This is a genomic window from Allolucifera butyrica (assembly GCF_900476375.1).
Classification (GTDB): Bacteria; Bacillota; Negativicutes; order Sporomusales; family UPPP01; genus Lucifera; species Lucifera butyrica.
Map to the genome: position 1 here is coordinate 14542 of NZ_UPPP01000060.1, position 13665 is coordinate 28206.

Here is a 13665-nt window from a genome sequence, read left to right on the forward strand (position 1 = left end):
TTGCTATGTTTGGTATCAACCACTATGAAATGTTTCTTATCGCTGGCATCATTCTTAATATTACTCCTGGATCAGATACCATTTACATTTTAAGCCGAAGCATTTCACAAGGCCGCAGGGCCGGTATTTATTCTGTTTTAGGCATTAGTTCCGGCGGCGCTGTCCATACCTTGCTTGCTGCACTCGGACTCTCTGTCGTTTTATCTCAATCCGCCCTGGCCTTTGGGATTGTCAAAACAGCCGGTGCTCTATACCTTGGCTATTTAGGCATCACAACGCTGTTCTCAAAAAATAATATTTTAGTTTCACAAAATGTGAAGGTAATGTCTAATAAAGATACCTACTTACAAGGATTAATAACAAATGTACTGAATCCTAAGGTGGCTCTTTTCTTTGTTTCCTTTTTGCCGCAGTTTATCGCCTCCCAAAACAGCTATGGAATTATACCCTTTATACTCTTAGGAATAACCTTCTTAACCACGGGTACTCTTTGGTGTCTTTTCCTAGTACTTTTTTCATCAAAAGTAACAGCATTTCTTCATCAGAGCGCCAAGGCAGCTAGTATGATGAACAAAATCTGCGGAAGCATTTATTTACTTTTGGGCGCAAAGCTTCTGACCGCTGAAAAAAGCTAAGATCTTATTTCTTGTCAACTGAAATAAGAAATCGCCTCCCTAATTCAATATTCAGCGATATGACTGTTTCTCGGGCACCGCCACCGTTAGCCTTGAATGCTTTTTTGAGAGACATGAAATGGAATATAACAATTAAATTAAAACTGACAAGAGAGTAAGGAGTGAATTTATTATGAAATTTTGCTGGTGCACAATTACGGTTCAGGATATGGAGGATTCATTAAAATTTTATCAAGAAATTGTAGGGCTTTCGATTAGTAGAAGATTTGCTGCGGGGCCTGGAGTAGAGATTTCTTTTTTAGGTGACGGAGAAACAAAAGTTGAACTTATTTGCAGCTCAAACCATAAAGTAAATAATAATAATATTGAGGGTATTTCTTTAGGATTCGAAGTTGAATCCGTTGATGAAAAAATTAAATTTATAAAAGAAAAAGGACTAGAAGTAGATAGTGGTCCTTATCAACCTAATCCCCATATTAAATTTTTCTATGTTAAAGACCCCAATGGTGTCAGTATACAATTCGTGGAAAATATGTAGCTTTAGATTAGTCTCCCCTACTTTAGACCAGCCTGGCCCTTGACGGTTGTCCCAATTCGTAGTATATTTAAGAGCAAACGTTCATTCACGCAAAACACAACATAGCAAAAGATGATGATGGGGACGAGTAATCACAACATGGTTTACAGAGAGCAAGGCCGGCTGGAAACTTGCAACCCGCTGTCGTGCCGAACGTCACCCCTGAGTTGCCCGCTGAAATCAAGTAAGCCGGGCCGGCCTAGCCGTTATACGAATAAAGAACAAAATGGATGGTACCGCGACAGATTCGCTCCATAAGCGAGTCTGTTTTTATTTTAATTTTAAATCATAGGGGGAGAATGGTTAGCAATGGAAACTATGTACATTTTTTATGACGGAAAAATTGTGCCGGAGAATGAGGTGCATATCAGCGTGCGCTGCAAGGGGTTTAATTACGGGCTGGGCTGCTTTGAAGGTATACGGGCCTATTGGGATGAACCCGGCAAACAGCTTTATGGCTTCCGTATGCAGGAACATTATGAGCGTCTTTTGCAATCCTGCAAAACCCTATATATTCCCATTCCTTATACCGCGGACGAATTATGCCGCGCTACCGCCGAACTGCTCAGGAAAAACCAATGCCGCAGCACGACTTATATCCGCCCGCTTGCCTTCAAAGGGTCCAATCAAATTGCTCCAACCCTTTTGGATGATGACAACCGGCTGGTGATCTATTGCCAGCCCATGGGAAATTTCGCCGGCAAGGATGAGCTCCGCGTTGCGGTCACTTCCTGGGAGCGTTTGAGCGATAATATGCTGCCGCCGCGTACCAAACCAACGGCCGCTTATCTGAACTCCGGTCTGGCTTCCCTGGAAGTAGTGCGCCGCGGCTATGATGAAGCCTTATTCTTAACCCGCAGCGGCCACGTCTGTGAGGGACCGGGGGAGAACGTCTTCATGGTCCGGAAAGGCAAACTGGTCACGCCGCCGCCCTCGGATAATATTCTGGAAGGCATTACCCGGGATACGGTTATGACCCTGGCCCGGGAAGAATTAGGAATGGAAGTTGTGGAACGCAGCATTACCCGGACCGAATTATACGCCGCCGAGGAAGTATTCTTCAGCGGTACGGCCATGGAAGTAGTTGCGGTTGTGGAAGTGGATGACCGGACAATCGGCAGCGGACATCAAGGTCCCGTGTGCCGTCAGCTTAAAGAACTCTTCTTCCAGGTAGCAACGGCCAAGCTAAAAAAATACGCCGGTTTTTGCTATCCTGTATATTAGGAAAGAGCGCTGACGCGGTCTTTTGGTAATTGGAAAACCATCCTTTCCGGTCCCAAAATAAAAACCGGCTCCTGGATTTATGAAACAAATCCGGGAGCCGGTTTGGTTTTAGCGTCGCCCGCTCTGATTCAGGCCGCTTTTTATTTCTTCATAACGGAAGCAATCCACAACATGGTCATTTACCATTCCTACAGCCTGCATAAAAGCATAGCAGATGGTTGAGCCGACAAATTTAAACCCGCGCTTTTTCAGTTCCCGGCTCATCCGGTCCGACTCCGCTGTCTTAGCCGGCACTTCCGGCAGGCTGCGCCAGGCATTCTGTCTCGGTTCGCCGTCGACAAACTGCCAGATAAAACGGCTGAAGCTGCCGTGAGTTTGCTGTATTTCCAAAAAACAGCCCGCATTTTGGATAGCCGCGCGTATTTTAAGCCGGTTACGGATGATCCCGGGATCATTCACTAATTCTTCGATTTTCTTTTCATCATATTGGCTGATTTTTAAGGCGTCAAAACCGTCAAACACCTTGCGGAAGTGGTCCCGTTTCCGTAAAACCGTGATCCAGCTCAGGCCGGCCTGCATGCCCTCCAATATTAACATTTCAAATAACCGGTTATCATCATAAACAGGAATGCCCCATTCCCGGTCATGATAACGGATATATAGCTCATCATCACCTGCCCAGGCACATCGAACCGGCATTAAAATCCCCCCGTTTTTCCTAAACTGTCTTTTATTCCTGCTTAAACATTTACCGCCAAAAGTAAAAAATCCTGCCGGCAAAAATTAATTGCCGCTCTCACCTGCCACAATTGAACCTGCTAAAACGCTACCCGTTCCGGACCATTACAATATCTCAGGCATTATTCAGAAAGTAACATTGATCTGTAAATTTTGTATTTGGTATAATAGAATCACGAACATATGTTCAATTCTATAAAAAAGCAATCCAAATAAAACGGAGGCGGCAAACAAAATGGAATGCAAATTAAAGAATATATCATTGTTCTACGAAATCGAAGGCTCGGGACAGCCGGTGTTGATGCTGCACGGCTTCTATCCGGACCATAGGTTGATGTCCGGCTGCATGGAACCTGTCTTTAAGCATAGAAACGGGTATAAGCGAATCTACCTTGACCTTCCCGGGATGGGAAAATCCAAAGGCGAAGATTGGATTACCACCTCCGATCAAATGCTTGCCGTCATTCTCGAATTTATTGAAACCGTCGTTCCGGCAGAAAATTTTTTACTTGCCGGTGAGTCATACGGTGGATATCTGGCGAGAGGCGTATTACATAAAATGCGAAACCGGATTGACGGCTTACTGTTGCTGTGCCCGGCAATCATCGCGAACTGGAAAAAACGGAATCTCCCCCGTCATGTTGTGTTGAAGCGGGATGAAACCGCATTAAAAATGTTCGGGACCAAAGATGCGGCTGATTTCACAGCGATGGCAGTTGTGCAAGATGAAAGAAACGCACAACGCTACAAGGAAGAAATCCTATTCGGACTCAAACTGGCAGATGACCGGTTTTTAACGAATTTACAAAATAACGGTTATGAATTTTCTTTTGATATCGAGGCCGTTGCTGAACAATTCACCCGGCCGGTTCTCATCTTGACGGGACGGCAGGATGCCACCGCCGGTTACAAGGATGCCTGGAATATTCTTGACAGCTACCCGAGAGCAACGTTTGCCGTTCTGGACCGGGCCGGGCATAATTTACAAATTGAGCAGGAAACCGTCTTTACCGTTTTAGTATCAGAATGGCTGGACCGGGTTGAGGATTTAACCATTTTTTAACAATTCATTGGTAGGTAAACTTTTCATTGCGGCGAAAATTGGATATATGAACAGAAATCCAATCACAAGTCAGGAGGGTTAGCGTGAATTTTTCTCAAAAATCAGTAACACGAACACTGGCCTTGGGCTTACTAATCGGCGGTATCATTGCCGGGCCGGTACAGGCAGCCCCGCACAGTGACTACGACCTCAACTCCCCGGCAACCGTCGGGCAGGTATTGCCCAACGACTGGCACATCAGCCCGGCAGGCACACAGGTGACGTTAGGCAATTTACCTACTAATGGCGTTATTTCCCCGAACGGCCGATTTCTGGCAGTGACCAATAACGGATGCAGTCCTAAAACACAGGAAATATCGATTGTGGATTTAAAAGTAAATAAAAAGATAGACAGCGTGCAGGTGCCATCCAGCTTTCTCGGCATTGCGTTTAGCCGGAACGGAGACAAACTCTATGTCAGTGGCGGAAATGATAATAAAGTATATGTTTTTTCGTTTAACGACGGCAAACTGACGCAGAATGGATCTATATCCGTTCCCAACTACCCGGCAGGCATGGCTCTATTAGCCGACGGGACTCTGGCGGTGGCGGAAAATCTGGGTGATCAGATTGCCTTGATCGACACGGCGACAGCTCAGATCACGAAAGAAATCCCGGTTGGACGGTATCCTTACTGGGTAACTCCCGCTCCGGACGGAACGACGCTTTATGTGAGCAATTGGGGTTCCGACAGTATATCACAGGTGGATCTCTTGTCGGGAACTGCAACCCGTCAAATTAATGTTGGCAAATTGCCGGAAATGATGGCTTTAGCCGCAAATGGCAATACACTCTATGTAGCCAACACCAACAGCGACAGCGTCTCCGTCATTGATACCGCTTCCGCCCAGGTGACCAAAACGTTTGACTTACATTTCAAGGGATTACCGTCCGGTGCGGCTCCTACCGGGTTGGCGCTTACTCCCGATAACAGCCGGCTTTTCGTTTCTTTGGCCGGCGCGAATGCCGACGCCGTAGTGGATACAAACAGCGGCACCGTACAAGGTTATATTCCCACAGGCTGGTATCCCACTCAAGTCTTATACAATGCTGCGCTTAAGCAGGTAGTTACCCTTAACGGCAAGGGCCTGGGGCTGGGCCCCAACCTGGATGGTCCCAAACCGGGCACCAACGCCCCGAATCAAAGTCAATATGATTACAGTATGATCACCGGCACAGCGTCTATCCTGGCCGATCCTGCTCCCGGTCAACTGGCGGCGTTAACCGGACAGGTACTGGGAAATGCTCTGGACAACGCCTCCAAAGATGCCGCCGGACAGTTCGGGGGCAATAACCCGGTTCCCCGTTATGCAGGCGGAGCCAGTCCGATTAAACATATCTTTTTCATTGTCCGGGAAAATCGTACCTACGACCAGATATTGGGCGATCTTTCCCAGGCCAACGGCGATCCCGATCTGGTCCTGTTCGGTCGGGATATTACCCCCAATGCTCATGCACTGGCCGAAAAATTTGTAACCATGGATAATTATTATGCCGATGCCGAAGTCTCCGTTCAAGGCCATGCCTGGACCGCCGGCGCCTATTCCAATGACTATGTGGAAAAAAACACCCCCCTTCTTTACTCCGACCGGTATCCGCATTATGACGGCGGTGTGGTACCCATTAGCTATCCGCCCAATGGTTATATATGGAAAAAGTTAGCAGATAACCATCTTTCTTTCAGGATTTACGGAGAAAACTATTATCTGCATAGTGGCTTATACTACGTATTGACAAACGTATTAGGTCTTAACGATCCTTTAACGGTTGATTATTATCAGTTTTTACGCCGGACTGACGGCCGCAACGGTACCGGAGTTATGGGTAAGTTTTTTGATCTCTTCAAACCGTATAGCGATTTGCAGAGTCCGGAGGCGCTGAAAAAACTGCTTGCCGGCGATGCGAATCTCCGCAATAACCTTTCAACGGTTCTGACCGGAAGCACGGCTTTGGCTGAACGGATGGTGCAAAATCAACAGTTGCTGGATGCGGTAGCCGAATATCTCAGTCATTATCAGTTTAATTACCGGGGATGGGATCTTAAATATTCCGATCTTGACCGGGCTAGCGCCTTTAATCATGAATTGGATAGAGAATTGGCGGCCGGTACGGTCCCTGTTTTCAATTACATTTGGCTGCCGAATGACCATACTGCCGGCTTAAAACCGGGATTTTTGACTCCCAAAGAGTTAGTGGCGCAAAATGACCAGGCTTTAGGTGAAATTGTACAAAAGATTTCTCAAAGTCCCATCTGGAAAGACTCCGCCATTTTTGTTACGGAGGATGATGCGCAAAACGGCAGCGACCATGTGGATGCCCACCGCACGGTAGGTCTGGTAATCAGCCCCTACGTAAAGCACGGCACTGTAAATCATACTCACTATGATCAGGCCAGTATGCTGCGAACGATGGAACTGATCCTCGGCCTCAAGCCCATGAGCATGTATGATGCGGCAGCTTTGCCCATGTATGACATTTTTACCGGAAAACCAGACCGGCAATTCTATGCGGCGGCCCAGGAAAATGCCGGGAACCCGGACCTGAAAAAATATCATAGCTTGCAAAAAATGACCGGCTTATCTGCGAATCTTGACTTTAGCCGGGCAGATGAGGAATCCCAGGATAATATATTGAACAAGATTCTCTGGGAAAGTATTAAAGGTACGCCTTACCAACAAACTACATCAGAGGACGATGATTAATCGGGATTGTAAAAAGAAGTGCTCCTACCCGAGCATTTCTTTTTTAATTAAATTCCTTTTTCACGGTTCATTCATCCAGCGGAATTGCTGGATGGATGCCCTACAATATCACTGGATAAAACCTCCACTTAACATTATGTCAACATACGTGATATAATAATTATAAATCAATATTGAAAACGCAATCCTTTTACTCTCGTTCGCTTGTTTATGCTATTATCTTATCTACTATTTTTAAACAGAGAAAGGACGTGCGTTTATGAGTAAAGCGTGGGGTATCTATGTTCGCTATGGCAGGATCACTATGACCAAAAGGATTGGCTGTCTCCTGAAAACGATGAAAAGATACAATCGACTTACCCGCCGTAAAGCAAAGTCTGATATCTGGATTGCATTGGTGCCGATATCCAATGAATAAAGATTACATAGTAGATTAACAGAAGAAGGCTGCCCTAAGGGCAGCCTTCTTCTGTTTAAGCTTTTACTTGCTGCGGCAAATCCCCCACTCCCGGTTTCGTTGCCGTTCTTTCCGGCCTGCCGGCTGCAGCCGGAAAATTGGCGGCGGCCAGCAGCCGGCTGCAATAATTCATTTTTCCTGTAATTTCTTGAATGAAATTACAGGTCCCGCTGATAATGTCAACAAAGGAAATTCGTTTAAACTCGAACAAATCTGCCTTGGAGCTATAACCGATTGCTTGACTCATCATTAGATAATCATCGGAGATGTTAACCGGAATTCCCAGGTCTGTCACCGCTTTATTCAGTCTGGCCATCTCCCGCATGAGGCCCCGCATATCCAGTTCATTTAACTCATAGTTCAAATGGCGCCAAAACTCAACCGGTTTGTAAATGGAATATTCGTAATTCATCAGTTCATCCAAAAAGTTTTCTCCCAGCTTAAAGCCCAGCTCTTCTTTTTTGTCGAACCAGGCCGTGCCGGGAAATACACCGGGAGGATTTACAATTACTGCATCCGGATTGGCCTCTTGAATCAAACTTATATTTTCCCGGAAGACATCTTCCAGGAATACCCCCGGCACAACCGGACAAGGATAAATCAGGGACAATACGGTCTGGCAGGACAACCCTTCCTTGGCTGCCGCCAATTTAATGCACTGAATGGTATCAATGATATTCTTTTTTGTCACTCCTTTATTCATAATTTTATCATTAATAAGGTCATGCCCGGTTTCTCCCCCCAGAAAAACTGCTCTCAGACCGGACCGGATCATCAGGCGGTAACTTTCGTAGATCTGCTCCGTTACGTTGGCCGGCCGGGCAAATAGGGAGTAATTTATTTTCAGGTTCGCTGCCAAAATCATCCGGGCAATAGCCCGTCCATGGCCGATGGGCGTTTCGGAACTGCTAAAGCGGAAAAAGGCAATCCCCCGGCTGACCATTGCCTCAATCTCGGCCTTTATCTCCTCCACCGGTCTGGCGGTGTAATGAATCTTCTGCCGCGTATGCGAGCAAAAACTGCACTGGTTCCAGGTGCACCCCAACCCGTCTACCAGAGTATGAAACCAGACTTTGTCCTGCATGTCCACCGCCCGGTAACGGGGAACTGTAAAGGAATGAAACAGGTAGTCGCCCTGTTCGCTGTAATGTCCGGTACGGATTAGCGGAGACGGTCCGAACTGCCGCCGCACTTGTTCCAGGAAAGCAGCTTTATTGGCTGCTGTTTGCCGCAGCTTTAGCAGAATCTCCAGCAGTTCTTCCCCGGGCCCCATCACTGCCAAATCAAATTCACCGTGGGCCAGAACATTTTCCCCGTATACTTTGACATGGGGGCCGCCGGCAATTACCGTGGTTTCCGGATTGATCTCCCTGACTTTTTGAGCCAGTTTGACACTCCAGGTATAGGGCGTTCCACCCCAGACTTTGATACCTACTAAGGAAATCCGATCAGTCTTAACCAGGGCCGTGAGATTGTCAATCATCTTGTCCATATGTTTTTTACGGTAATAAAGGGTCAGCGATTGCAACGGCCAGGCCAGCAGCATGGCAATAACGGCCAGCGCCTTAAACCGGCTGTTATAACATTTTAGCTGCCACTGGACCAATCGCCGGAGAAACTGCCGGCACCAGCCGGGAACACCGCTCTCCACGAGAGAAATCCGCTGTTCGTCGGCGACGTAGACGCTAAAACCGCGGTCTTCCAGATAGGTACGGATTACGGCCAGGCCGTTTTCCAGCGCCGCATCGGAAGCGATCCGATGCCGGGGCGCAAAACTGTTTACCAACAGTAAATCAAGCTTTTTATTCATGGTTATAGCCTCCCTGTTCGGTAATTGAATCAGTCCGGTCCAAATTTTGAGTTTCTTTTAGATTCCGCACAAAGACTGCCGCCGCCTCAGGATACAGATGCTGGTACCGTTCGAACGCCTGCCGGGGCAGCACAAATAACTCGACACCGGTTATGGCCGAAACCGCTTCCGTCTGCCTTGATCCGCCCGGCAGCATTAACCCGCCGAAGTGGTCTCCCGGGCGCAAAAGGCGCGCTGCCGGTTTGGATTGAGAAGTCAGGCTGCCCGCAAGCAAAAGATAAAAATCGTTGCATACGCCGCCCTCATATACAATGCAGTCGCCCGGCGAGCAGGAAAATATCGCGCCTGCCCGCAGAAGTTCCATAGCGCTTTTCCCGTCAAGATGCCTAAATACCGGAATTGCCAGCGGAGAGCGGGACAATTGATCTTCTACATACTCCCATAAACTTTCGGCAGTCACTAATTGGGTGTTGAAAACTTGGCCGGCTTCCGGAAATCCCTTCCCAAATGCCTGCGCTGTTGTTAAATCATTAAAATATTTTCTTGCATGCCGATAAAGAGGTGATCTAACCGCCTTCATATGGTCCGTATCTTCCAACAGCAGTACCAAAGGAACTAAAAGACCATATCCGGGATCAGTAAAGTTACGGGTAAATTGTCTGAATCCTACCCGCTCATATAGCGGGACCAAATAAGGATTACCACCAGTAAAGCAGATTGAAGCATTTTGTTCGCGAAGAAGCCGATAAGCCTCTGCCAGAATCAAATAAAAGGCAGGTGAGCTACGATATTGGGGTACAACAGCAAGCTTCGTGCCGAGACCAAAAAGGGAAAAGCGGTTGTGCAACGTCTTAAACTCATGCATTTGAAATACTTCGGCCAGGTCAGCCGGATAATCTTCCGCAGCCTGAATCGTTAAACGCATAGTGGCAATAATAGCACTGCCAGCCTGTACGTAAATTAAGATGCTTCGTTCATCCAGAGGATCATAGATTTGCTTTCTTTTTTTAGCAATGGCACCCAGCGCTTTTCCCATTTCCTCAACATACACTTCATAGCGCAGCCGGTAGATCTCCCGTTTTTCTCCGGCTCGTTCCGCAATCCGAATTTGTAATGACTCATCTGTATTGTCTTTGCAATAAAGTTCCGTCTCTTTATTAATCATTTTTTACTCCCCCCTTTTTTGTCTGAGAACAAATTCTGGAAAATGGCATCAAACAAGCAAATCCACCACCCCCTCTCACGCCCTTTTATTGACAAATTTTTTAATGTCTGTAAAAAACGCCCCAAAAACAAAAAGAGCCCTGTTTAGGACTCCTTAAATTAACCGTTGTTTCAACTATTTCGCTTTAAATACGATACGGAACGTTGTTCCCTGCGGGCCGGAATCCACCTGGACTTTGGCCTGATGGTCACTGGCTATCCGGTAGACGACGGCAAGCCCAAGACCGGTACCGTTTTCTTTGGTAGTCAAAAAGGGCTTGCCCAGATTTTCCATAATATGCGGCGGAATCCCCTTTCCCTGGTCTTGAATCGTCAGGTAAACATCTCCGTCTTGTTCATACGTCCGCAGTGTAATGATCCCGCCGTGTTCCATCGCTTCCAGGCCATTGCGGACTAAATTCAAAATGAGCTGCCGGATTTCCTTTTCGTCCAGATGGATATCCGGAAGGGCTTCCGGAAGATAGCGAACATCCTTGCTCGAGGCATTGGCATCGGCTTTGATCAGAGGATAGAGCTCCTGAATGATTTTGTTTAACTGACAGACCTTCAAATCACGGGCTTTATTTTTGCATAACGACAAATATTCCTTAATAATCAGATTGGCCCGTTCCAGTTCACTGATCAGCAGCGTGAAATGCTCCCGGTAACCGTTGAAGTCAGGTTTCTTGAGGAAAAACTGCAGATATCCCTGTACCGTTGTCAGGGGATTCCGGATTTCATGCGCCACATTGGCCGCCATCTGCCCAACCGTATTTAGCCGATCCAGGCGGGAAACATCCTGTTCCAGTTCTTTCCGGACCGAGATATCGCGGATAATTCCTTCGAAACCGGTACAGGCACCGCTTTCATCCAGAATGGGCACCGTCGTTTGTTCCACCCAGATTAAGGCATGGTCCCGCCGGATGAAACGCATAATCAGGGGGCCGGCGGAAACGGCGACCGGATTACTGACAAGACTGTCCAATAAAAAGGCGTCGCTCGGATGGACCAGGGAAAAGAACAATTCCGGCGACTGATAATAATCTTCGGGCGTATAACCCGTCAGTTTAGTAATGGAAGGGCTGGCATATTCAAAGCTATGCGCTGCTCCCAGGCGGTAAAGATAAATGGTGTCGGCCGCATTTTCGGCCAGTAGCCGGTACTGCTTTTCTTTCATCGCTAAATCGCGAAAATTTTTTTCTACAAATAACATAAGTGTACCGATTGATATAATAAAACGGAGTAGGCCGCTAATTAAAAAGCCCCAGGGCACAAACCAGCTCACAGACATAAGAAATGGCATATCCAGGGCATGCAAACCTATTCCAAAAAAAGAAATTCCAACAATTGTTTTCCCCCATCCCTTGCTTTCAAAATTACGTATAAACATCCATCCGTGCCAAAAGTTTACATAGGCAACGAAAACAATGGAAGGAAATACTTCTAGTATAAACGGAGCATTCAATAAAAAAGAAATATCTGCTGCCAAAATTAGTCCAAAGGTCCAATAATACCAACCCTTATACATTTTTCGTTTTAAAAATTTACTTGTAGCAAATACAAGTAATAGATAATTCATGACTAGCGTAAATTGAATTCCCGCTAATACCGGCGTGGGTATCTGGTGCAGCGGGGTACGGTAAAAAATTTGACTTATAAAATGGACCAGCCAAAAAACAGCCCATAGGCCAATATACGTTTGACGGTAGAGTGAAAAGAGAAAGAAATAAACACATACCACGGCGAAGGTTGCCGCTAACGTTGCGATTATCGAAAGCTCGTAAAAGCTCATTTAAAAGCCTCCCTGGTATCCGTCCGACGATTTGTTTCAGGCTTGGCAGCAAACCATTTTATAACATTTTTTGAATATAAAGGTACATTTCTACATAAACCTCCGAAATCCTGTACTAAGTGATTTATTGTACGAAAAAACGCTAAAATAAAATCCCTCACCGTAGTGAGGGTAAAAAGAAAAAGGGAGATATGCTTGAAGAAATTGGTCTCATTGCTCCGGTATATTAAAACGAACTGTAAAGACCGTTCCCTTACCATATTCGCTTTCTACGAAAATCTCGGCATCGTGGCGCTGCACAATCCGGTAACATATGGCCAGTCCCAAGCCGGAGCCCGTTTCTTTTAACGTAGCAAAAGGGGTTCCCAACTTATCCATAAACTCCGGTGGAATGCCGCTGCCTTCATCTTCAACATACAAGAATACTTTTTCTGCGCAGTGCCGGGTGCCGATCCTGATCTTGCCTCCCTGCGGCATCGCTTCAATCGCATTCCGGGTCATATTCAGAATCAATTGGCGTATGCTTGGTTTATCAAGCATAACTGCAGGAACATCCTCCAGGGGAGTTTCAATACAGCAGTTATTCAATAAAGCATCGGCCTGCAGCATGGGAAAAATCTCCCGTATCAGATCATTTAATTTAAGCAGCTTAAAATCCATGGCCCGGTCTTTGGCCAAAGAAAGAAATTCTTTAATAATATCATTGGCCCGGTCCAGTTCCTCAATCATCAATTCAAAATGGGCCTTATAGTTTTCCAGCTCTTTTTTCCACCCCAAAAATTGCAAAAAGCCTCTAACCGTAGTCATTGGGTTCCGTACTTCATGACCAATACTGGCCGCCATTTCCCCAATCAGGTTTAACCGGTCCAGCCGGTTTAGGTGCTCGGCAATCTTGCGGTTGTTCTCGGCTTCCAATAAGCGTTTTATCCGGTAGCGAAGTACGGCGGGAATGAAACTTTTAATAATATAGTCATCCGCTCCCACCTTAAAAGCCTGATTAATTGTCGCTTCATCTTCCCGTGAGGTAATCATCAGAATCGGTACATGCTTACCGCCTGCCATCTGGCGAATCTTAGCGCAGACTGAACATCCGTCGACTTTGGGCATAATTACATCCAGCAGTACCAGATCGGGCCGATAACGTTGATACTGCGAAACTGTCTCTGTTCCATCACGGGCCTCAACAATTTCATAACCGTCCTGATTCAGAATATCTCTCAAAATAGAGCGCATAAAGCTCTCGTCGTCGGCGATTAAAATTAAAGAAGGACGTTTAGTAACATTCACTGCATAAATTGTTACCATCTCCTCTCCCTGAAACATCGGGGACCGCAGCGAATCAATCGATTTCCAAATCCGCCCAGAAAATCCCCAAATTTTCCAACCAACAACCAATTCGTCACAAACTTACATTATCCTCCAAAA

11 protein-coding genes are annotated in these 13665 nt (G+C 46.4%); 6 read left to right on the forward strand and 5 right to left on the reverse strand.

Annotated features, from left to right (window positions below; all coding sequences use genetic code 11):
- Positions 1–5: 5 nt before the first annotated feature.
- The 3 genes from LUCIF_RS05430 (at position 6) to LUCIF_RS05440 (ending at position 2436) form a co-directional block, all read left to right on the forward strand.
- Positions 6–635 carry a LysE family translocator gene (locus LUCIF_RS05430; RefSeq protein ID WP_122626863.1) on the forward strand — a complete coding sequence of 210 codons (630 nt, stop codon included), beginning with the start codon at positions 6–8 and terminating at the stop codon, positions 633–635.
- 172 nt (positions 636–807) lie between these two features.
- Complete coding sequence (locus LUCIF_RS05435) at positions 808–1173, forward strand: VOC family protein (RefSeq protein WP_122626864.1); 366 nt, start codon at positions 808–810, stop codon at positions 1171–1173.
- 348 nt (positions 1174–1521) lie between these two features.
- Entirely contained in the window at positions 1522–2436 is a 915-nt protein-coding gene (locus tag LUCIF_RS05440; protein WP_122626865.1) for a branched-chain amino acid transaminase, read from the forward strand.
- A 108-nt stretch (positions 2437–2544) separates the two neighbouring features.
- On the opposite strand, the gene LUCIF_RS05445 is transcribed toward LUCIF_RS05440, so the two are convergent.
- Positions 2545–3135 (reverse strand): DNA-3-methyladenine glycosylase I, encoded by a 591-nt coding sequence (locus tag LUCIF_RS05445; protein WP_122626866.1) that lies wholly within the window; start codon positions 3133–3135, stop codon positions 2545–2547.
- Between the two features lie 274 nt (positions 3136–3409).
- Between LUCIF_RS05445 and LUCIF_RS05450 the strand changes: the two genes are divergently transcribed.
- The 3 genes from LUCIF_RS05450 to LUCIF_RS25980 all read left to right on the forward strand — a co-directional run bounded on the left by LUCIF_RS05450 (position 3410) and on the right by LUCIF_RS25980 (position 7396).
- On the forward strand, positions 3410–4237 hold the full coding sequence (locus LUCIF_RS05450) for an alpha/beta fold hydrolase (protein WP_122626867.1): 828 nt from the start codon (positions 3410–3412) through the stop codon (positions 4235–4237).
- An 83-nt stretch (positions 4238–4320) separates the two neighbouring features.
- A complete protein-coding gene (locus tag LUCIF_RS05455; RefSeq protein WP_122626868.1) occupies positions 4321–6978 on the forward strand; it encodes a bifunctional YncE family protein/alkaline phosphatase family protein in 2658 nt (885 codons plus the stop codon).
- Between the two features lie 259 nt (positions 6979–7237).
- Entirely contained in the window at positions 7238–7396 is a 159-nt protein-coding gene (locus LUCIF_RS25980) for a hypothetical protein (protein WP_165865898.1), read from the forward strand.
- Positions 7397–7451: 55 nt separating this feature from the next.
- Here the strand turns inward: LUCIF_RS25980 and LUCIF_RS05460 are convergent, their stop codons facing one another.
- The 4 genes from LUCIF_RS05460 to LUCIF_RS05475 all read right to left on the reverse strand — a co-directional run bounded on the left by LUCIF_RS05460 (position 7452) and on the right by LUCIF_RS05475 (position 13545).
- Positions 7452–9245 carry a B12-binding domain-containing radical SAM protein gene (locus LUCIF_RS05460; protein WP_122626869.1) on the reverse strand — a complete coding sequence of 598 codons (1794 nt, stop codon included), beginning with the start codon at positions 9243–9245 and terminating at the stop codon, positions 7452–7454.
- Positions 9238–10410: an N-acyl amino acid synthase FeeM domain-containing protein gene (locus tag LUCIF_RS05465; RefSeq protein ID WP_122626870.1), complete on the reverse strand. Its 1173-nt coding sequence runs from the start codon at positions 10408–10410 to the stop codon at positions 9238–9240. Before LUCIF_RS05465 ends, LUCIF_RS05460 begins: the two co-directional genes overlap by 8 nt.
- Positions 10411–10584: 174 nt before the next feature.
- Positions 10585–12240: an ATP-binding protein gene (locus tag LUCIF_RS05470; RefSeq protein ID WP_122626871.1), complete on the reverse strand. Its 1656-nt coding sequence runs from the start codon at positions 12238–12240 to the stop codon at positions 10585–10587.
- Positions 12241–12450: 210 nt separating this feature from the next.
- Entirely contained in the window at positions 12451–13545 is a 1095-nt protein-coding gene (locus LUCIF_RS05475; RefSeq protein ID WP_207857051.1) for a response regulator, read from the reverse strand.
- Positions 13546–13665: the final 120 nt, after the last annotated feature.